The sequence below is a fragment of the Pseudomonas sp. PDM17 genome (genome assembly GCF_014851985.1).
GTDB lineage: Bacteria > Pseudomonadota > Gammaproteobacteria > Pseudomonadales > Pseudomonadaceae > Pseudomonas.
Genome location: NZ_JACVAT010000007.1, coordinates 292,673 through 312,511, shown reverse-complemented (window position 1 = coordinate 312,511; position 19,839 = coordinate 292,673). Strand labels below are relative to the sequence as shown.

General features: G+C 66.1%; 21 protein-coding genes. 10 read left to right on the top strand and 11 right to left on the bottom strand.

The genetic code is table 11. From position 1 onward, the window contains the following. Nucleotides 1-206 precede the first annotated feature (206 nt). Nucleotides 207-2,162, top strand: coding sequence for a methyl-accepting chemotaxis protein (locus IB256_RS24965; RefSeq protein WP_192404489.1), 1,956 nt, complete (start codon nt 207-209; stop codon nt 2,160-2,162). On the opposite strand, the gene IB256_RS24960 is transcribed toward IB256_RS24965, so the two are convergent. Continuing rightward, a complete protein-coding gene (locus IB256_RS24960; RefSeq protein ID WP_192404487.1) occupies nt 2,130-3,875 on the bottom strand; it encodes a SulP family inorganic anion transporter in 1,746 nt (581 codons plus the stop codon). The genes IB256_RS24965 and IB256_RS24960 overlap by 33 nt on opposite strands. Nucleotides 3,876-4,116: 241 nt before the next feature. Beyond that, on the bottom strand, nt 4,117-5,121 hold the full coding sequence (locus IB256_RS24955; RefSeq protein WP_192295361.1) for an NADP-dependent oxidoreductase: 1,005 nt from the start codon (nt 5,119-5,121) through the stop codon (nt 4,117-4,119). Between the two features lie 237 nt (nt 5,122-5,358). Between IB256_RS24955 and IB256_RS24950 the strand changes: the two genes are divergently transcribed. Both IB256_RS24950 and IB256_RS24945 read left to right on the top strand, forming a co-directional pair. Then, entirely contained in the window at nt 5,359-6,120 is a 762-nt protein-coding gene (locus tag IB256_RS24950; protein WP_192404485.1) for an SDR family oxidoreductase, read from the top strand. 302 nt (nt 6,121-6,422) lie between these two features. Further along, nucleotides 6,423-7,313, top strand: coding sequence for a bile acid:sodium symporter family protein (locus IB256_RS24945; RefSeq protein ID WP_081520646.1), 891 nt, complete (start codon nt 6,423-6,425; stop codon nt 7,311-7,313). 176 nt (nt 7,314-7,489) lie between these two features. Here IB256_RS24945 and IB256_RS24940 read toward each other — a convergent pair whose 3' ends face one another. From IB256_RS24940 to IB256_RS24930, 3 genes are read right to left on the bottom strand one after another with little or no spacing between them, the layout of a single operon-like run. Continuing rightward, nucleotides 7,490-8,653, bottom strand: a complete 1,164-nt coding sequence (locus IB256_RS24940; RefSeq protein ID WP_192295362.1) for an AAA family ATPase — start codon at nt 8,651-8,653, stop codon at nt 7,490-7,492. A gap of 54 nt (nt 8,654-8,707) precedes the next feature. Further along, on the bottom strand, nt 8,708-9,907 hold the full coding sequence (locus IB256_RS24935; RefSeq protein WP_138216415.1) for a benzoate/H(+) symporter BenE family transporter: 1,200 nt from the start codon (nt 9,905-9,907) through the stop codon (nt 8,708-8,710). A 13-nt stretch (nt 9,908-9,920) separates the two neighbouring features. Further along, on the bottom strand, nt 9,921-10,523 hold the full coding sequence (locus IB256_RS24930) for a LysE family translocator (protein WP_192404483.1): 603 nt from the start codon (nt 10,521-10,523) through the stop codon (nt 9,921-9,923). A gap of 166 nt (nt 10,524-10,689) precedes the next feature. On the opposite strand from IB256_RS24930, the gene IB256_RS24925 reads away from it, so the two are divergent. Then, nucleotides 10,690-11,331 carry a hypothetical protein gene (locus IB256_RS24925; RefSeq protein ID WP_192404481.1) on the top strand — a complete coding sequence of 214 codons (642 nt, stop codon included), beginning with the start codon at nt 10,690-10,692 and terminating at the stop codon, nt 11,329-11,331. Here IB256_RS24925 and IB256_RS24920 read toward each other — a convergent pair. Continuing rightward, nucleotides 11,328-11,771: a MarR family transcriptional regulator gene (locus IB256_RS24920; protein ID WP_081520641.1), complete on the bottom strand. Its 444-nt coding sequence runs from the start codon at nt 11,769-11,771 to the stop codon at nt 11,328-11,330. The genes IB256_RS24925 and IB256_RS24920 overlap by 4 nt on opposite strands. Before the next feature lie 82 nt (nt 11,772-11,853). Here IB256_RS24920 and IB256_RS24915 point away from each other — a divergent pair, with 82 nt between their 5' ends. The 4 genes from IB256_RS24915 (at nt 11,854) to IB256_RS24900 (ending at nt 15,318) form a co-directional block, all read left to right on the top strand. After that, the gene (locus IB256_RS24915; protein WP_192404479.1) at nt 11,854-13,011 is read left to right on the top strand and encodes a PLP-dependent aminotransferase family protein; all 1,158 of its coding nucleotides are present in this window, start codon (nt 11,854-11,856) and stop codon (nt 13,009-13,011) included. Nucleotides 13,012-13,021: 10 nt separating this feature from the next. Beyond that, nucleotides 13,022-13,624, top strand: coding sequence for a glutathione S-transferase family protein (locus tag IB256_RS24910; protein ID WP_081520639.1), 603 nt, complete (start codon nt 13,022-13,024; stop codon nt 13,622-13,624). Between the two features lie 283 nt (nt 13,625-13,907). After that, the gene (locus tag IB256_RS24905) at nt 13,908-14,369 is read left to right on the top strand and encodes a bacteriohemerythrin (RefSeq protein ID WP_151186517.1); all 462 of its coding nucleotides are present in this window, start codon (nt 13,908-13,910) and stop codon (nt 14,367-14,369) included. Nucleotides 14,370-14,466: 97 nt separating this feature from the next. Then, nucleotides 14,467-15,318: a cache domain-containing protein gene (locus IB256_RS24900; protein ID WP_225601938.1), complete on the top strand. Its 852-nt coding sequence runs from the start codon at nt 14,467-14,469 to the stop codon at nt 15,316-15,318. 63 nt (nt 15,319-15,381) lie between these two features. Here IB256_RS24900 and folE read toward each other — a convergent pair whose 3' ends face one another. Next, nucleotides 15,382-15,927 (bottom strand): GTP cyclohydrolase I FolE, encoded by a 546-nt coding sequence (gene folE, locus IB256_RS24895; RefSeq protein ID WP_024765420.1) that lies wholly within the window; start codon nt 15,925-15,927, stop codon nt 15,382-15,384. 91 nt (nt 15,928-16,018) lie between these two features. Next, nucleotides 16,019-16,360 (bottom strand): winged helix-turn-helix transcriptional regulator, encoded by a 342-nt coding sequence (locus IB256_RS24890; RefSeq protein WP_081520637.1) that lies wholly within the window; start codon nt 16,358-16,360, stop codon nt 16,019-16,021. 74 nt (nt 16,361-16,434) lie between these two features. Between IB256_RS24890 and IB256_RS24885 the strand changes: the two genes are divergently transcribed. After that, on the top strand, nt 16,435-16,983 hold the full coding sequence (locus IB256_RS24885; RefSeq protein WP_192404477.1) for a carboxymuconolactone decarboxylase family protein: 549 nt from the start codon (nt 16,435-16,437) through the stop codon (nt 16,981-16,983). On the opposite strand, the gene IB256_RS24880 is transcribed toward IB256_RS24885, so the two are convergent. The 3 genes from IB256_RS24880 to IB256_RS24870 all read right to left on the bottom strand — a co-directional run bounded on the left by IB256_RS24880 (nt 16,984) and on the right by IB256_RS24870 (nt 18,700). Beyond that, complete coding sequence (locus IB256_RS24880) at nt 16,984-17,541, bottom strand: Smr/MutS family protein (protein WP_192295366.1); 558 nt, start codon at nt 17,539-17,541, stop codon at nt 16,984-16,986. Nucleotides 17,542-17,609: 68 nt separating this feature from the next. Further along, nucleotides 17,610-17,930: a hypothetical protein gene (locus IB256_RS24875; protein WP_192295367.1), complete on the bottom strand. Its 321-nt coding sequence runs from the start codon at nt 17,928-17,930 to the stop codon at nt 17,610-17,612. Between the two features lie 173 nt (nt 17,931-18,103). Continuing rightward, a complete protein-coding gene (locus tag IB256_RS24870) occupies nt 18,104-18,700 on the bottom strand; it encodes a cysteine hydrolase family protein (protein WP_045208668.1) in 597 nt (198 codons plus the stop codon). A gap of 180 nt (nt 18,701-18,880) precedes the next feature. Between IB256_RS24870 and prmB the strand changes: the two genes are divergently transcribed. Continuing rightward, entirely contained in the window at nt 18,881-19,795 is a 915-nt protein-coding gene (gene prmB / locus IB256_RS24865) for a 50S ribosomal protein L3 N(5)-glutamine methyltransferase (protein WP_192295368.1), read from the top strand. Nucleotides 19,796-19,839 lie beyond the last annotated feature (44 nt).

Below are 19,839 nucleotides of genomic sequence, written 5' to 3'. Positions count from 1 at the left end.
GATTTCCGTATCCGGGCCAGGAATGTCCTGTTCAGTGTTCTGGATACGACCTCCACGTATCTCTGTGCAGCATCACCGTGCCATCACCGTCGTGCCCTCTATCCAGTCGGTGGGCGGCGCTCCTAATGTTCCGCGCAAAAGCAGCGATAACGATCAGGAGACCTTCGGGATTTCCTGCAACGCCATTGCGGATGGGGGGAGAAGCCATGGTTGCCTTCGTGCAGCGTCGTCTGGCCGACATGGGAACGGCGAAGAAACTGGCTATCGGATTCGGCCTGGTGCTGTTGCTGACGGCCGTGGTGGCGGTGATCGGCGTGACCTCACTGCGGGCGATTTCCCAGCGCTTCGACCTGCTCGGCGACATGTCGACCATCAACCGCGAGTTGCTGGAGATGCGCCAGAGCGAGAAGGACTTCGTGATCGACGCCAGCGATGCCTCGGCCAAGCGCCTGCGCGAACACGCCGGCAACCTCGGCGAAGCGGTGGCGCGTCTCAAGACCCAGCCGGATCAGGCTGCGGCCATGGCCCGCGTGGAGCAGGGCGTCGCCGACTACCTTGCGGCGTTCGCCCGCTTCGAGAAATCCAGCAAGAGCCGGCGCCTGTCGCTGGACGCCGCCACCTGGTCGGTGAACGGCGCGTCCAACAGTCTGGACATCCTGCAATCCAGCCTGGCCGATGACGGCGCCTACGAACTCAAGGACTCCCAGGGCCAGAAGGGTGAGGAACTGCTGCAGCAGGCCGCCCAGGTCAGCCAGCTTTACCGCCTGGTGCTGCAGGGGCTGAACGAGGCCCGCTCGCGCATGGAAGCGGGCAGCGACGAGAAGACCGAGGGCGGACGCATCAAGTCCGCCGCCGAGGCGCTGGAGCTGTCCGCCAAGCTGCAGGAGGCCATCACCGATCCGACCTACGTTTCGGTACTCAAGGACGTCATCACCAACATCAACGCCTTCGTCGAGAAGCTCGACGAATACACCACCAGCCTTGAGCAGGAAAAGCAGGTTCATGCGCAGATGAACGACCGTGCGGCACTGGTCATGCAGCAGGTCGACGATGCCTACGCTGCCCAGCGTGCGGCGATGCAGAGCCAGTTGCGGACCAATACGCTGCTGATCGTCGCTTCGGCGGCGCTGGCGCTGCTGGTCGGCGCGCTGGCCTCGTTGCTGATCACCTGGATGATCGTGCGACCGCTGCGCCAGGTGATCGGCATGGCTCGGCGCATCGCCGAGGGTGACCTGAGCGTGAGCATCGAGGTGCGGCGCAAGGATGAGGTCGGCCAACTGATGGGCGCAGTCGGCAGCATGGCCGGCAGCCTGCGCGGCATCGTCAGCCGCCTGAGCGACGGCGTGGGGCAGATCACAGCCTCGGCGCAGGCGCTGTCCAGCGTCACCGAGCGCACCCAGCACGGGGTGAACAGCCAGAAGGCCGAGACTGACCAGGTTGCCACGGCGATGAACCAGATGGCGGCCACCGTCCATGACGTGGCGCGCAATGCCGAAGAAGCCGCCAGCTCCGCCGAACAGGCTGACGGCAAAGTGGCCAGCGGGCAGGACGTGGTGCGCCAGACGCTGGGTCGCATCGAACAATTGGCCGATGCGGTGCGAGCGGCCACGCAGAGCATCGAGCAGCTTGGCCGCGAGAGCCAGAGCATCGGCAGCGTGCTGGACGTGATCAAGAACGTCGCCGAGCAGACCAACCTGCTGGCACTCAACGCCGCCATCGAGGCCGCGCGGGCGGGCGAGCAGGGCAGGGGCTTTGCCGTGGTGGCGGACGAGGTGCGGGCGCTGGCGCGGCGCACCCAGCAGTCCACCGCGGAGATCGAGACGCTGATTGCCGCCCTGCAGAGCGGCGCGAATACATCGGTGCAACGTATGCAGCGCAGTCACGCGCTGGTGGAAATGACCGTCGGCGACGCGGTACAGACCGAGGCCGCGCTGGGCACCATCGCCTCGGCGGTGGCGGTGATCCACCAGATGAACCAGCAGATCGCCGCCGCTTCCGAGCAACAGAGCGCGGTGGCCGAGGAGATCAGCCGCAGCGTCAGCAGCATCCGTGGCATCGCCGACGAATCGGCGCAGGCCATGGAGTCCACTGCGTCTTCCAGCGTCGAGTTGGCGCAGCTCAGCCGCGAGCTACAGGGGCTGGTCGGGCAGTTCCGTCTCTGAAGCCGGCGCGGATCGTTCGGCCGCCTGTTCACGCTTGTGTTGCTGATGCACGCGCCGGTAGGCGTTGACGCCGGCGCGCACCGAGCTGAATACCAGCGGCGGCTTTACCTCACCCAGGGCGCCGGAGCGCTTGAGCATGGCCAGGGCTTCGCCGGTTACCCGCGCCAGAGACAGGTGCACGCCCTGGGCGTCGAGGGTTTGCTGAACCTCGCGCAAGGTGGTCAGGCCGCTGATATCCAGGTTGAGGATGCCCTCGGCATTGAGCAGCACCGCGCGGGCGCTGGGCGCCTCGGCCACTACTTCCAGCAGGCGCTGTTTGAAGTAGTCGGCATTGAAGAACAGGATCGGCGCGTCGAAGCGGTAGATCACCAGTCCAGGCAGGGTGTGGGCGTTGGGGTACTGCTCCAGCTCCACCTGGCCGTCGATGCCGTGCACCCAGCCCATCACCGCGTCGTGCGGGCGATAGGTGAGGTAGAGCAGGCGCAGCAGGGCGAGCATGATGGCAACGAAGATGCCCGGCAGCACGCCGACGCTGAGCACACCGGCCGTGGTCAGCACGCACAGGCCGAACTCGAACCGGCTCAGTGCCCAGAAGCCGCGCAGCGCACGGAAGTCGATCAGCCCCCAGCCGGCCATCAGCAGCACCGCGCCCAGCGCCGGCATCGGCACCCAGCCCAGTGGTTTGCTGAACAACAGCAGGACCAGGCCGATGACCAGCGCGGCCACCACGCCGACCAGTTGGCTCTTGCCGCCGACCATGTCGTTCACCGCGGTGCGCGAGTCCGCGCCGCTGATGACGAAGCCCTGGGAAATCCCCGCGCCGATGTTGGCCATGCCCAGTGCCATGAACTCGTGGTTGGCATCGATGGCGTAGCCGTGGCGGGCGGCGAAGCTGCGTGCGGTCAGCATGGCGCTGCAGAAGCTGACGATGGTGATGCCCATGGCATCGCGGAACAGGCTGCCCAGTTCCTCGTAGCTGGTCTTCGGCCAGCTCAACTGCGGGAGGCCTTGCGGCACTTCACCCAGCAGCTTTATGCCGTACTGGTCGAGGCCGAATATGGCGGCGATGACCGAGGCGAACAGCACGCCCACCAGTGCGCCGGGAATCTTCGGGTAGCGACGCGGCAACAGGATCATCAGCGCCAGCGTGCCGACCCCCAGCGCCAGGGTCGGGAAATGCGTATCGGCGAGGTTGCGTACCAGGGCGATCAGGCCGCGGACGAAGCCGGCGGTTTCACTGTGGTAGCCGAGGATCTTGCCGAGTTGGCCGGCGATCAGGCTCAGGCCGATGCCGTTCAGGTAGCCCACCAGCGTGGGCCGCGAGAGGAAACTGGCAACGAAGCCGGCGCGGGCGAACCCGGCGGCGATGGACATGGCGCCCACCAGCACCGCGACGATCATCGACAGTTGCAGCAGGCGCTCCGGGTTGCCGGCCGCCAGCGGTGTGATGGCCGCCGCGACCATGGCCGCGGTGGCGGCATCCGGGCCGACCATCAGCTGCCGCGAGCTGCCGACGATGGCGTAGATCAGCATCGGCAGGATGCAGGCGTAGAGCCCGACCTGGGGCGGGAAGCCGATGATCTGCGAATAGGCGATGGCGGTGGGAATCTGCACCGCGGCCACCGACAGGCCGGCCTGCACATCGCGCGGTAGCCAGTCGAAACGATAGTGCAGCAGGCTGTCCAGGCCGGGCAGCCAACGGGCGAGGGACATTCGGGGGGATCTTCCTTGGAATCGACCAGGGGAAATCCTAGCTGGAAAGGATCAACAGAGCTTGTCGGAAATCATCGAGATAGAGCGAGGAATGCAGAACTCCGGGAGCGGGCCATGTCCGCGAACATCCTCCCCCTGTAATTCTGGCGCAGTGCCTTTTCCCTCACCCTAACCCTCTCCCAGAGGGAGAGGGTGAGGGTGAGGGCCGATCCGAGCACAGGAATCCTGGTAGGAGCGGCCGTCAGACCTTCAGCACCAGCTTGCCGAAGTTCTCGCCGCTGAACAGCTTGGCCAGGGTCTCGGGGAAGGTTTCCAGGCCTTCGACGATGTCTTCCTTCGACTTCAGCTTGCCCTCGGCGATCCAGGTCGCCATGTCCTTGAAGCCTTCCTGGAAGCGGTGGGCGTAGTCCATCACCACCATGCCTTCCATGCGTGCACGGTTGACCAGCAGCGAGAGGTAATTGGCCGGGCCGCGCACGGCTTCCTTGTTGTTGTACTGGCTGATCGCGCCGCAGATCACCACCCGCGCCTTGGGCGCCAGGCGGGCCAGCACGGCGTCGAGGATGTCACCACCAACGTTGTCGAAGAACACGTTCACACCCTTGGGGCATTCGCGCTTGAGGCCGGCGTTGACGTCCTCGGCCTTGTAGTCGATGGCGCCGTCGAAGCCCAGTTCATCGACCAGGTAGCGGCACTTGTCGGCGCCGCCGGCGATGCCGACCACGCGGCAGCCTTTGATTTTCGCAATCTGCCCGACCACGCTACCCACCGCGCCGGCGGCGCCGGAAACCACCACGGTGTCACCGGCCTGGGGCAGGCCGACGTCGAGGAAGCCGAAGTAGGCGGTCATGCCGGTCATGCCCAGTGCGGACAGGTACAGCGGCAGCGGTGCGCGCTGGCTGTCGACCTTGTAGAAACCCTTGGGCTCGCCGAGGAAATAATCCTGCACGCCGAGGGCGCCGTTCACTTCGTCGCCGACCTTGAAGTCCGGGTGCTGCGAGGCAATCACCTTGCCCACGCCCAGGGCGCGCATCACGTCGCCGATGGCCACCGGGGCGATGTAGGACTTGGCGTCGTTCATCCAGCCGCGCATGGCCGGGTCCAGCGACAGGTACTGGTTCTTCACCAGGATCTGGCCGGGGCCGGGCTCGTCGACCGGGGTTTCCACGTAGGCGAAGGTGTCGCGGGTGGCGGCGCCGACCGGGCGCTGGGCGAGCTGGAACTGACGGTTGATCTGGGCGGACATGGCAGTGGACTCAGTCAGGGGGAAAGCCTAGGTGATAGTCCGCGCGCGGCGTTGGGGCAAGTTCCGTCCGCCGGGGGAATGTCCGCCCATTGGTGCCAGTGATCCGGATTTGGCCGAATCATCATCGGCATGGATGCAGCGACGTCGCCCCGCCTGATAGTGCTTCGCGCCCGTAACGCGCTGGCTAGACTGCGACGGTTATCCCCATTCGCTTCGCAACGCTTTCGAGGAACGCTCATGAGTCAGCTGCTTTCCGGCCAGGTCGCCCTGGTCACCGGCGCCGCCAACGGCATCGGCCGCGCCACCGCCCAGGCCTTCGCCCAGCAGGGTGTGAAGGTCGTGGTTTCCGACGTCGACGCCAAGGGCGGAGAAGGCACCGTCGAGCTGATCCGCGCGGCGGGTGGCGAGGCGACCTTCATCCGTTGCGACGTGACCCGCGACGCCGAGGTCAAGGCGCTGGTGGAAGGCACCGTGGCTGGCTACGGCCGCCTTGACTACGCCTTCAACAACGCCGGCATCGAGATCGAGAAGGGCAAGCTGGCCGACGGCGAGGAGAGCGAGTTCGACGCCATCATGGGCGTCAACGTCAAGGGTGTCTGGCTGTGCATGAAGCACCAGATTCCGGTGATGCTGGAGCAGGGCGGCGGCGCCATCGTCAACACCGCCTCGGTTGCCGGCCTGGGCGCCGCGCCGAAGATGAGCATCTATGCCGCCTCCAAGCACGCGGTGATCGGCCTGACCAAGTCCGCCGCCATCGAGTACGCGAAGAAGAAAATCCGCGTCAACGCGGTGTGCCCGGCGGTGATCGACACCGACATGTTCCGCCGCGCCTACGAGGCCGACCCGAAGAAGGCCGAGTTCGCCGCCGCCATGCACCCGGTGGGTCGCGTCGGCCGCGTCGAGGAAATCGCCTCCGCCGTGCTCTACCTGTGCAGTGACCACGCCGGCTTCACCACCGGTATCGCGCTGCCGGTGGATGGCGGGGCGACAGCGATCTGATCGTCTCGGGGCAGCCCGGTGTTCGGGCTGCCCTCACCATTTTTCCGTGAGGCACCTGCAGCCCCGTAGGGCGCTTAACGCGCCAGCGTTATCCGCCACGTACCATGCGGCGGATAACCTGTTCCAGGTTATGCGCCCTACACGCTCGGTCCTACGAAAGGCCCTCTCGCTTCACGTTCCCGCTCGTTCGCTACAAACTTTCGCATTCTGTTACAGGAAGAAGTGGTATTGGCCTGCAAGGCCAGTTACAAGCGCCCAAGAGGCCGAAACAATCGGCCCATTCCAGTTGGAGAATAATGACAATGACCAACGATCCCTTGCTGACGCTGTTCATGCCCATCGCCCTGGGCATCATCATGCTGGGCCTCGGCCTGTCCCTGACCATCGCCGACTTCGCCCGCGTGGTGCGCTATCCCAAGCCCGTGCTGATCGGCCTGGTGTGCCAGATCATCCTGCTGCCCCTGGCATGCTTCCTCATTACCCTGGGCTTCGCCCTCGAAGCGGCGCTGGCCGTGGGCATGATGCTGCTCGCCGCATCGCCCGGCGGCACCACCGCCAACCTCTACAGCCACCTGGCCCACGGCGACGTCGCGCTGAACATCACGCTGACCGCGGTGAACTCGGTGATCGCCATCCTCACCATGCCGCTGATCGTGAACATGTCGCTGCTGTACTTCATGAACGACGGCCAGACCATCCCGCTGCAGTTCGCCAAGGTGGTGCAGGTGTTCATCATTGTCCTCGGCCCCGTGGCCATCGGTATGATCGTGCGGCGCCTGCTGCCGGGCGTGGCGGCGGCACTGCAGAAGCCGGTGAAGATCCTCTCCGCGCTGCTGCTGGCGGTGATCATCGGTGTGGCCGTGACCAAGGACTGGCAGACGTTCCTCACTTATGCGCCCATCGTCGGCGCGGCGGCACTGTGCTTCAACCTGCTGAGCCTGGCCGTGGGCTACTGGATTCCGCGCCTGCTCAAGCTGTCCAAGCCGCAATCCATCGCCATCGGCATGGAAATCGGCATCCACAACGGCACCCTCGCCATCGCCCTGGCGCTCAGCCCGATGCTGCTGAACAACAAGACCATGGCGATCCCGGCGGCCATCTACGGCGTGCTGATGTTCTTCACCGCCGGCCTCTTCGGCTGGTGGGTCAGCCGTGGCGTGGCCAAGACCGCACCGGAGCAGGCGCCCGCCTGACGCCCGGATTTTCCCTGTAGGAGCGGGCCATGCCCGCGATCGCGCGCATGGCGCGCTCCTACAGGTTGGCGCCGTGCCTTGCCGGTTGGGTTCTCACGTTCCTGGCAGAAGGGCTTCGCGGACGAAGTCCGCTCCTACGACCCTTTCAACTGCGGCGTCGACCTGAAGGCGCAGTCTCAATCCGGCCAATGCCATGCCGGGGCATCGAACATGCCCTGGTCGCGGATGCGTGTCTGGCCCAGTTCCTTGTCCAGGTGCAGGCAGTTGCACTCGGGGTGCTCCTCCAGCGTGGCGATCAGCCGGCTGGCGTGGGACACGACCCAGACCTGGGTGTGCTTCGAGGCCTCGATGATCAACCGCCCCAGCGCGGGCAGCAGGTCCGGGTGCAGGCTGGTTTCCGGTTCGTTGAGCACCATCAGTGACGGCGGGCGCGGGGTGAGCAGGGCGGCGACCAGCAGCAGGTAGCGCAAGGTGCCGTCGGAGAGCTCCGCCGCGCTCAGCGGGCGCAGCAGGCCGTATTGCTTCAGCGCCACGGCGAAGCGTCCGCCGGGCTGGCAGTCGATCTGCAGTTCGGCGCCGGGGAAGGCGTCGCTGATGGCCGCTTCCAGCGCAGTCGCGTCGCCGATTTCACGGATGGTCTGCAGCGCGGCGGCGAGGTCGCGGCCGTCGTGGTGCAGCACCGGGGTGCGGGTGCCGAGCTGCGGCTGGCGCGCGGGGGCGTCGGCGTCGGTGCGGAAGTGGTCGTAGAAACGCCAGCCGCGAATCTGCTCGCGCAGCAGCAGGGCTTCGGGGCAGTCCGAGCCGCTGCCGATCTGGGTGAACAGGCTGTCGAAAGTCGGAATGTGCTGTTCCATGACCTGCCAGCTGCGGCCTTCGCGGGCGCGCAGCATCGGGCCGTTGCGCTCCACCAGTTGCGAGGCGGGGCGGTACCAGGGGCCGGCCCAGATGCTTTCGTGCTTGATCTCCGGGTCGAGGCCGAAGGCGCTGACCACCGGCGGTGGCGGCAGGCCGAGGGCGATGGCGTAGCCGAAGTCCTCGCCGGCAAAGCCCAGGCGCAGGCGCTTCACTTCGTTGCGCGGGCCGCCCTGGACTTCCACTTCGCCCGTGCGCATGCGCCGGGAATGGGTTTCCGGCCCGGCCCAGAAGGTGGATTCCAGCCCGCCCTCGCGCGCCAGTGCATTCACCACGCCGCCCTGGGCGGTCTCCGCAAGCAGGCGCAAGGCGCGGTAGAGGTTGGACTTGCCGCTGCCGTTGGCGCCGGTGATCAGGTTCAGCCGGCCCAGCGGCAGCACCAGCGAGTTGATCGAGCGGTAGTTGGCGACGGCCAGGGTGTGCAGCATGCGGGGCGATCCGGTTCGGGCAATCGCCCGCATGCTAGCAGAAGGGTTGCGCCTTTACGGCGCGCGGCGCCAGTTCAGCACCAGCTGGGTCAGCAGGCCGGCCACCAGTCCCCAGAAGGCCGAACCGACGGAGAACAGGGTGAAGCCCGAGGCGGTGACCAGGAAGGTGACCATCGCCGCTTCGCGCTGGCGCGCGTCAGCCATGGCGTTGGTCAGGCCGTTGGTGATCGAACCGAGCAGGGCCAGCGCGGCGATGGACAGCACCAGCGCCTTGGGCAATGCAGCGAACAGCGCCGCCAGGGTGGCGCCGAAGATGCCGGCGATGCCGTAGAACAGCCCGCACCAGAGCGCGGCGGTGTAGCGCTTGTGCGGGTTTTCGTGGGCCTCTGGGCCGGTGCAGATGGCCGCGCTGATGGCCGCCAGGTTGATGCCGTGGGAGCCGAACGGTGCCAGCAGCAGCGAGGCGATACCGGTGGTGGAGATCAGCGGCGAGGCGGGCACCTGGTAGCCGTCGGCGCGCAGCACGGCGAGGCCGGGCATGTTCTGCGAGGCCATCGCCACGATGAACAGCGGGATGGCGATGCTGATGGTGGCGGCGAGCGAGAAGCTCGGCGTGGTCCACACCGGGCGGGCGATTTCCAGCTGGAAGTGGCTGAAGTTGAGCAGGCCGAGGAAGCCGGCCAGGGCAACGCCCACCAGCAGCGCGGCGAACACCGCGTAGCGCGGCGACAGGCGCTTGGCGATCAAATAGCTGACGAACATCGCCACCACCAGCGCCGTCTGCTGCTGCGCGGCGTTGCAGATTTCGATGCAGATGCGGAACAGCACGCCGGCCAGCAGCGCCGAGGCCAGCGAACCGGGTACCTGGCGCATCAGGCGCTCGAAGCTGCCGGTGACGCCGCAGAGGGTGATCAGCGCGGCGCACACGATGAACGCACCGATGGCCTCGCCGTAAGGCACGCCGGGCAGGCTGCTGATCAGCAGTGCGGCGCCGGGGGTGGACCAGGCGATGACGATGGGCGTGCGGTAGCGCAGGGTCAGGCCGATGGTGGTCAGGGCCATGCCGATGGATAGCGCCCAGATCCACGAGGAAATCTGCGCGGTGGTCAGCCCTGCTGCCTGGCCGGCCTGGAACATCAGCACCAGCGAGCTGGTGTAGCCGGTGAGCATGGCGACGAACCCGGCGACGATGGCGGCGGGGGAGGAGTCTGCCAGCGGGCGCATGGGCGCGGAGGCGGGAGTGGTGTCAGTCATGCACGAACTTCCATCAGGTGCGGGTGAACAGAGGGTAGAGCGAGGCGACCAGCAGCGCCGCCATGCCGACATTGAACAGGCGAAGTCGCAGCGGGTCTTCCAGCCAGCGCCGCAGCAGGCTGCCGAGCACCGTCCAGACGCCCACGCTGGGCAGGTTGACCACGGCGAACAGGGTGGCGATCAGCACCACGTTGCCGATCCAGCTGTTGGCTGGCAGGTAGGTGGCGATAGCGCCAACGGCCATCACCCAGGCCTTGGGGTTGACCCACTGGAAGGCGGCAGCCTGAAGGAAGGTCATCGGCTTGGCGCTGTGCTCGCCATTGGCTTCGGGAGCGCCGGAACGGGCGATCTTCCACGCCAGGTACAGGAGATAGGCGCCGCCAGCGTAGCGCAGCGCGGTATAGGTGGCCGGGAAGCGCTCGAACAGCTGGTGCAGGCCCAGGCCCACGGCGACCACCAGCAGCAGGAAGCCGATGCTGATGCCGAGCATGTGCGGGATGGTCCGGCGTACGCCGAAGTTCACGCCCGAGGCCAGCAGCATCATGTTGTTGGGGCCGGGGGTGATGGAGGTGACGAAGGCGAAGAGCACGAAGGCGCCGAGGAGTTCGAGGGGCATGGCGGTATACCGGTCTAGTTGTAGGACCAGCCTAATCCCGCGGGCTCCAGGCTGTCCCATAACAGCCAGCGGCCGAGTGGCCCGTACAGTGCGAGCGGCAGTGGCGTGCGCGGGAGTGCGCCGGTATGGTGCGGGAAAGCCGTACGACTGATGGAAGATCGCCACCATGGAACAGAATCCCTACGCCGCGCCCAAGGTCGAGCTGGTGGATCAGAGCGCTCCGGGGGCCTTCCTCGCCGGGCGCTGGAACCCCGGCCACCTGCGTCTGCTCGGTTTCCTGAGTCTCGCGCTGCTGCTGTGCAATGTGGTGTTGTTCGCCTTGTCCTTCGCGGCAGCGCTGCATGAGTCGAGTACGTGGCAGCGCTACGAACTCTGGGTCGGCGTGCTCAGCACGGTGCTCGGCTGCTTCCTGCTGTGGCGTACCCGCAGCTTTCTCGAGGATCGCTTCAATGCCCGTGGACTGGCCTGGCCGGTCGGGCTGTCGATCGCCATCGCGCTGGTGATGCAGGTCTACAGCCTGATCTTCGACGAGCAGCTCAGCGGCGAATTCAACGGCGCGCTGATGGGCTTCATGGGGCTGTTCGTGCCCACCGGTATCGTCACGCTGTGGTACGGCATCCGCCTGCTGAAGATCGAGTTGCCGTACCCGTCGGTGAAGGTCATGGGCTGGCTGGAGGTCAGCTCCGGGGTGTGCCTGCTCAGCGTCCTGCTGTTCCTGCCCGGCACTGCGCTGGCGATGGCCAGCCTGCTGCCGCTGGCGCTGATGTTCCTGCGCGCCGCCCGCGAGCTGGAAGCCGCCGCCCGCTAGTCTTCGTCCTGCGACCAGGCGATGGCCTGGTTGACCGCCAGCCAGCCGCGCACGGCGTCTTCTCCGGCCTCGTCGAAGGCGCGTTGTAGCAGGCGTCCCTGTTCCTGGCGCAGGGCCTTTTCCAGCTTGCCGCCTTCGGCCGTCAGCTCCAGCAGGCGCCGGCGCTTGTCGTTGTCGCAGGCTTCGCTGCGGATCAGGTCGCGTTCCAGCAACTGGCGCAGCGGCACGTTCAGCGCCTGCTTGGTCACGCCCAGGGCGGACAGTAACTCGCTGACACTCAGCCCCGGATTGCGCGCGATGAAGAACAGGATGCGATGGTGCACACGGCTCAGGCCGCGGCGCTCCAGCATCTCGTCGGGTTTCGCGGTGAAGGCCCGGTAGCTGAAGAAGAAGGCTTCCATGGCCTGGAGTTGCAGGGCATTTTTTATTAGGTCAGGCATATTGACGTATCCGTCTCCGGCGTCGTAGCTTCGGTCAAGCAGTTTGACTCATTCTTCCGTGCTCCCGCTACCGGTGACTCCCATGGCCTTCTCCGAACGCATCGCCCGACTGAAAAGCTCTCTGATCCGTGAAATCCTCGCCGCGGCGCAGCGCCCGGAGGTGATGTCCTTCGCTGGCGGCCTGCCCGCCGAGCCGATGCTGCCGAAGGTGAACTGGGACGCCATGCCCGCAAGCATGGGCCAGTACGGCATGAGCGAGGGGGAGCCGGCGCTGCGCGAAGCGATTGCCGTCGAGGCGCGCGCACTGGGCGTGCCCTGCGAGGCAAGCCAGGTGCTGATCGTCAGCGGCTCGCAGCAGACGCTCGACCTGGCCAGCAAGCTGTTCATCGATCCGGGTACCGAAGTGCTGCTCGAGGCGCCGACCTACCTCGCTGCGCTGCAGGCCTTCCAACTGTTCGGCGCGAACTGCCTGACCGTGCCGCTGGGCGCCGAAGGCCCGGACGTCGCCGCGCTGCGCCAGCGCCTGGAGACCAGCAAGCCGGCCTTCGCTTACCTGATCCCGACTTTCCAGAACCCGTCCGGCGTGCGTTACAGCGAACAGCGCCGCGATGAGGTGGCCGCCGTGCTCGACGAATTCGGCGTGACCCTGATCGAGGACGAACCCTACCGCGAGCTGGTGTTCGATGAGGGCGCCGCGACCCCGCTGGTCAGCCGCCTGAAGAAGTCCAGCTGGATCTACACCGGCACCGTGTCGAAGACGCTGCTGCCGGGCCTGCGCGTGGGCTTCCTGATCGCCACGCCGGACCTGTTCCCGCATTTGCTGCGGCTGAAGCAGTCCGCCGACCTGCATACCAACCGCGTCGGCCAGTGGCAGGCGTTGCAGTGGTTCGGCACCGAAGCGTACCGTGGCCATCTGGCTGAGCTGCGCGATTTCTACCGCATCCGCCGCGATGCCATGCAGGCGCAGCTGGAGGAGCACTTCGGTGAGCTGGCCGAGTGGAACGTGCCCCAGGGCGGGCTGTTCTTCTGGCTCAGGCTCAAGCAGCCGCTGGACACCCGCACGCTGCTCGACGCGGCGCTGGCGCAGAACGTGGCCTTCATGCCGGGTGAGCCTTTCTTCACCGAACCGGATGCCAATCCCGGCTATTTGCGGCTTAACTTCAGCCACGTGGCGCCCGAACGCGCCGGTGAAGGGCTCCGTCGACTGGCGACGGTGATCCGTGACGCCCAGGCCCAGTGAGGAGATGAGCATGTACACCGTTTACGGCGATCAACTGTCCGGCAACTGCTACAAGGTCAAGCTGGCCCTGCACCTGCTCGGCCTGCCTTACCAGTGGCGCGAGATCAACATCCTCAAGGGCGAGACGCAGACCGCCGAGTTCCTGGCGATGAACCCCAACGGCAAGGTGCCGGTGCTCAAGCTCGAGGACGGCACCTGCCTGTGGGAATCCAACGCCATCCTCAATTTCCTCGCCGATGGCAGCGAGCTGCTGCCCAGCGAACCGCGCCTGCGCACCCAGGTGCTGCAGTGGCAGTTCTTCGAGCAGTACAGCCATGAGCCCTACGTGGCGGTGGCGCGCTTCATCGAGTTCTACCTCGGTCTGCCCGAGGAGCGCCGCGAGGAATACGCGCGCTGTCACAAGGGCGGCTACAAGGCGCTGAAGGTGATGGAGAAGCAGCTGGAGCAGACGCCTTATCTGGTGGGCGACACGTACTCCATCGCCGATATCACTCTGTACGCCTACACCCATGTGGCTCACCAGGGCGGCTTCGACCTGTCGAACTTCCCGGCGATCAACGCCTGGCTGGCGAGGGTGGCGGATCACCCGCGGCATGTGGGCATGCAGGACTGATCTGCGCCTTGCTTTTTGAAAACGCCGCTTCCCTGGAAGCGGCGTTTTTCGTTGTGCGTCCTACAGGCTGATCCGGGCGTCGGTGAAGAAAACCGGCAAAATGCTATCAGACGAATCCGAAAGAACCGCTCTAAACCGCGGATTCCGGCGCTTTGGGGTTGACCGGCATCATGGCGGCGTTTTGTCGCCCTCCCTAATCTGGACGCGCTGCCATGCGGGATGTACCGATGTGGCCGGGCGCGAGCGGCAGGCAGTGTCGTCGCCTGGCATGGGGAGGGAAAAGATGGCCTATCTGGTCTGGCAGGCGGATCTCGACACCGGGATCGGAGTGATCGACGCACAGCACAAGCGCATCGTCGAAATGATCAACCAGCTGCACGAGGCCCAGGCCCATCACGACCGGGCCCTGCTCGGCGGCGTGATGGAGGAGCTGGTCGACTACACCATCTCGCACTTCGCCTTCGAGGAGACCCTGCTGGAGGACTCCGGCTACCAGTTCACCCGCGCGCACAAGAAGGTCCATGAACTCTTCATCAAGCGCGTTTCCGATTACCGCACGCGCTTCGAGGCCGGCGAGGACGTCGCCGAGGAGCTCAAAGGGCTGCTCGGCCGCTGGCTGTTCAACCATATCCGCAACGACGACGCCAACTATGTGGAGGCGGTGAAGGCGACCATGCACGAGCTGACCCGCGACCAGGGCCACGGCGGCTGGCTTTCTCGCTCGATGAAGCGATTCTTCGGCTGAATCGCCCGCTGTTTCGGCAGTGAATGCCGACGCGAATCGCCCCTGGCTGGCTATGCTCTGTGCACAACTACAAGCTATGCCACGGGGGTATTCGCATATGAAGACGCTGTTGAAGTCACTGTTGCTGCTTTCCTTCCTGTCGTCCTTCCCATTGTTCGCCGCTCAGTCGAGCGCCACTTCAGGCTCTGACGACCAGCGCGCCAAGGCGCTGCTGTCCAAGGCGGTGGCTGCCTACAAGCAGGACGGCGACAAGGCCTTCGCCGCATTCAGCCGCCAGGGCGAATTCGTCGATGGCGACCTCTATGTGTTCGTGGTGGACAGCAAGGGCACCATGCTCGCCAGCGGCGGGCCGTCGGTGGTGCTGATCGACCGCGACGTTTCCTCGACGCTCGATCCTTCGTTGCAGGAGCAGTTTGCCAAGGCCTTGAAGTCGCCGGAAACCGGCAAGGTGCAGCAGGCCGATTACCGCTGGAAGAACTGGGCGGACGGCAAGGTGGAACGCAAGCACGTCTATTACCAGCGCGTTGGCGAGCGCTTCCTCGCGGTGGGCTACTACATCCCGCGTGCTTCGGCGCAGCAGGCGGTGGCCATGCTCGACAAGGCGGTGAAGGCCGTCGAGGCCGACCCGCAAGGGACCTTCAAGCAGATCACCGCACGGGACAAGGCTTTCATCGAGGATGACCTCTACGTCTTCGTGGTCGACCTGGAGTCCTCGAAGTTCGTCGCCCACGGCTTCAATACCCGCATGGTCGGCACCGACTTCGACTCGTTGAAGGACCCGGGCGGCAACCCCATCGGCCACGCCATGCTGGAGCTGGTCAAGGCCAAGGGCGAGGCGGAGTTCGAATACCAGTGGCGCAACCCGGTGACCAGCAAGGTGGAAAACAAGCACGCCTTCCTGCGCAAGGCCGGTCACTACCTGGTGGCGGTGGGTTACTACACCCGCTGATGCCTTCTTGCAGGGACAAAAAAACCGGCCGAGGGCCGGTTTTTTCATGGCGGCGGCTCGCGATCAGCGGATCAGGCTGAGGAACTCGCTGCGGGTGGCGGCGTTCTCGCGGAACTCGCCGAGCATCACCGAGGTGACCATGGAGGAATTCTGCTTCTCCACACCGCGCATCATCATGCACATGTGCTTGGCCTCGATCACCACGGCCACGCCCAGCGCGCCGGTGACCTGCTGCACGGCCTCGGCGATCTGCCGCGACATGTTTTCCTGGATCTGCAGGCGGCGAGCGTACATGTCGACGATGCGCGCGACCTTGGACAGGCCCAGCACCTTGCCGTTGGGGATGTAGGCGACGTGGGCCTTGCCGATGAAGGGCAGCAGGTGGTGCTCGCACAGCGAGTAGAGCTCGATGTCCTTGACCAGCACCATTTCGCTGTTGTCGGAGCTGAACAGGGCGCCGTTGACGATCTCCTCCAGCGTCTGCTGGTAGCCGCGGCAAAGGTACTGCATGGCCTTGGCGGCACGCTTGGGCGTGTCGACCAGACCTTCGCGGGTGACGTCCTCACCAAGCTGGCTGAGGATCGCGGAGTAGTTTTGTTCCAGGGACATGATCTACCTGTGGCAATGACAAAAATAAAAACCGTGGCGCAGGGTAGGGCGCTCAGCCCCCTCTGGCAAGGCCCGCGCGCCGGTTGGCGCGTTATGGCTGCCGGTTTGGCGCCAGGCGCTGCGCCCAGCCCTCGGCCCATTGCGCCAGCGGCAGGCAGTGCAGCGCCAGCTCCTGGCCCTGCTCGGAAAGCTGGTAGCCGTCCGCGCCGTTTTCCACCAGCTGCGCCTCGCGCAGTTCGCCCAGACGGGTATTGAGCACCGAGGGCGAGAGGCCTTCGCAGCGCGCCTGCAGCTCGCGGAAACTCGCCGGCCCCTGGTGCAGTTCCCAGAGCACGCGCAGGCTCCAGCGGCGGCCGAGCAGGTCGAGCAGCGCCATGATCGGCCGGCCGCTGTCGGAGCCGCGTACGGGGTTGCCGGGGAGGGGAAGTGTCATCGACTCTCCTTGCTACTTTTTCAGTAGCGGTCTAGCTTGAGTGCTACTTAATTGATAGCAGCCGGAGGCGCATCATGACACAACCGCGTATCGAGCCGTTGCAACCGCCGTTCGCCGAAGACCAGCAAGCCGCGTTCACCCGGATCATGCCGCCCGGCGTGGAGCCGCTGAAGCTGTTCCGTACCATGGCGCATAACCCGCGGGTGCTGCAGCGCTTCTTCGCTGGCGGCTTGCTGGACCGCGGCAGCATCGCCCTGGAGGACCGTGAGTTGCTGCTCCTGCGCACCACCGCGCGCTGCGGCGCGGAATACGAGTGGGGCGTGCACGTGGCGTTCTATACCGGCAAGACCGGCTTCAGCGAGGAGCAACTGGCCGACACCTGCCGCGCAACATCGGACGCTGCGTTGTGGAGCCCCGCGCAGCGGGCTCTGCTGGCGCTGGCGGACAGCCTGCACGACAGCGCGACGGTGAACGACGAGCTGTGGGCGTGGCTGAGCGAGCACTTCAGCGCTGATCAGTTGATCGAGTGCCTGATGGTGGTGGGGTTCTACCATTCGGTGTCGTTCGTGGTGAACGGCCTGAAGGTGGAGCGGGAAAGCTACGGCGCGCGTTTCCCGGCTTGATTACTCGTCGCGGCCTTCCAGCATGGTGCGCCGCAGCATCACGTAGATCGCCCCGGTGCCGCCGTGGCGTGGCAGGCAGGAGGCGAAGCCGAGCACCTGCGGGTGCTGGCGCAGCCAGGTGTTCACGTGGCTCTTCACCATCGGGCTGCGGCCATCGACGCGTGCGGCCTTGCCGTGGGTGACGCGGACGCAGCGGATCTCGAAACGGGTGGCTTCGGCGATGAAGTCCCAGAGGGTTTCGCGGGCGGTCTCGATCTTCATGCCGTGCAGGTCGAGGCTGCCCTCGAAGGCGATCTGGCCGGCCTTGAGTTTGCGGATCTGGCCTTCCTGGACGCCGTCGCGGGCCCAGTAGAGCTCGTCTTCGGGGCCGACGTCGATGACGAACTGGTCGGACAGACCGTCCACCCGGATGTTCTCGGTGCGCACGCTCGCATTCTGCCGCAGCTCCTTGAGCTGCTTGCGGTCGGCCTTGGGCTTGCCGGTGTCGGCCTGGTCCACGGTGATGCGCTTGACGCCGCGCATCTCGCGGGCGAACTGGGAAAAATCGTCGTCTTGCATGCGCACCTCCTCGAAGAGCCGCGCAGTCTAACGGATCGTGCCGGTCCTACGGAAATTCGCCCAGGAAATCAGTTGCGGCGCTTCATCAGTCGCGGCGACAGGCTCAGGCCGTCGCGGCCACGGGCACGGCGGCGCGCGGCGCGCCAGAAGGTGATGCCCAGCCAGAGGCACACCAGGCCGATGACCAGCAGCACGGCTCCGGCGCCCGGCTCGATGTGCAGCACGCCCACCGCGGGCTGGCGGCGGAGCAGGGCGGCGACGCCGGCCATGCTGGACAGGATGCCGAAGGTGGCGATCACCGCGGCAATCGCGGCGGCGAAGCGCCAGCGCCAGCGCCCCGGACGCTTCGGGCGCAGGCTGGGTGGATCGAACTTCTCGGTCATCTTCATCCCGACTTCCTCATCTGTTGAACGAGGCTATGACCGGTGGGGAGGGGTGGGGTTCCAACCCCAGGGTCGGGAAGCGCGGCGAACCCGCTGGGTGAGCGGGTTCGCGGGCTTTCGCGCCTAAGCTGAGCCTAACCCCGGGCGCTTGTCGTTGCCGCCCGTCGGGACGAGTGGCTTCAGACCAGCGCCTGGGCCTGCGCGACAACGGCGGCGAAGTTGTCGCCCAGCGCGGCGATTTCCGCGCGGTGCAGGTCACGGGCCGCGAGCACGCCACCTTCGGGGGTAGGGATGTCGCGGGTGGCGCAGGCCGCGTCCACCAGGGTGCAGCGGTAGCCATAGTCCTTGGCGGCGCGGACGGTGGTGCTGATGCTGGAGTGGGTCATGAACCCGCAGACGATCAGGTCCAGGCGGCCGCTGGCCTGCAGGCGGTCATGCAGGTCGGTGCCGGCGAAGGCGTTGGGCAGGCGTTTGTCCACCACCACCTCGCCCGGCAGCGGAGCCAGTTCCGGCAGGAAGCGGCCGCGCGGGCCCTGCGGGTCGAGCAGGCCACCGACCACGCCCAGGTGGTGTACGTGGACGACGGGAGTGCCCATGTTCCGGGCCGTCTCCAGCAGCAGGCGAATCTGCGCCACCGCGGCGTCCAGGTCAGGCAGGGCGAGCACACCGCTGCGGTATTCCTCCTGGGCGTCGATGATCAACAGAGTGCTCTGGCGCAGAGTGGCCGGCGGATATCCGCGCCCACTGATCTGCAGCATGCTGAGCGGATGGGACATGTCTGGACTCCTGTAAATGCATGTTCACTCATTGTGGGCCGTAACGCGTCCGCTGTGAATCTTTGCGAACTCGCGCCAAAGTGGTATTGGCATTCTTCTCAGGAACCGCCCGGAGGCGCCCCAGAGCCCCCGCGTTCCGCTAGAATGCGCCCCTTTTTGCGAGCTGCGAGGACTGCTGCCGTGACCGAATCCCGTTTGCTGACCCTGCGTGACCACATCCGCTGGGCCGTCAGCCGCTTCCACGCCGAGGAACTGTTCTTTGGCCACGGTACCGACAACGCCTGGGACGAAGCCCGCCAGCTGGTGCTGGGCGCGCTGCACCTGCCCTGGGAAATGGCCGATGCCTACCTGGACTGCCGCCTCGAGGACGAGGAGCGCGACTACCTGATGCACCTGCTGCGCCGGCGCATCGAGGAGCGCGTGCCGACTGCCTACCTGCTGGGCGAAGCCTGGTTCTGCGGCATGCCCTTCGTGGTGGACGAGCGCGTACTGGTGCCGCGCTCGCCCATCGCCGAGCTGATCGAACGCCGCTTCGAGCCCTGGCTGGCGGCCGACCCTGCACGCATCCTTGACCTGTGCACCGGCTCGGGCTGCATTGGCATCGCCTGTGCCAGCGCCTTCCCGGACTCCGAGGTGGTACTGGGCGACCTGTCGTTCGACGCTCTGGAAGTAGCCAACATCAACATCGAGCGCCACGAGCTGGGCGAGCGCGTCTACACCGTGCAGGGTGATGGTTTCGAAGGCCTGCCGGGCCAGCGTTTCGACCTGATCGTGTCGAACCCGCCCTATGTCGACGCCGAAGATTTCGCCGACATGCCGGCGGAGTACCACCACGAGCCCGAACTGGGCCTGGCCTGCGGCAACGACGGCCTGGACCTGGTGCGGCGCATGCTGGCCGAGGCCGGGGACCACCTGACCGAACGCGGCACGCTGGTAGTGGAAGTGGGCAACAGCCAGGTGCACGTGGCGGCGCTCTATCCGGAAGTGGACTTCACCTGGCTGGACTTCGAGTACGGCGGCCACGGCGTGTTCCTGCTCTCGGCAAAGCAGTGCCGCGAGCATCAGGAACTGTTCAGGTCGCGGATCAAAGCCTGAATGAACCTGTAGGAGCGGGCCATGCCCGCGATCGCACCCATGGG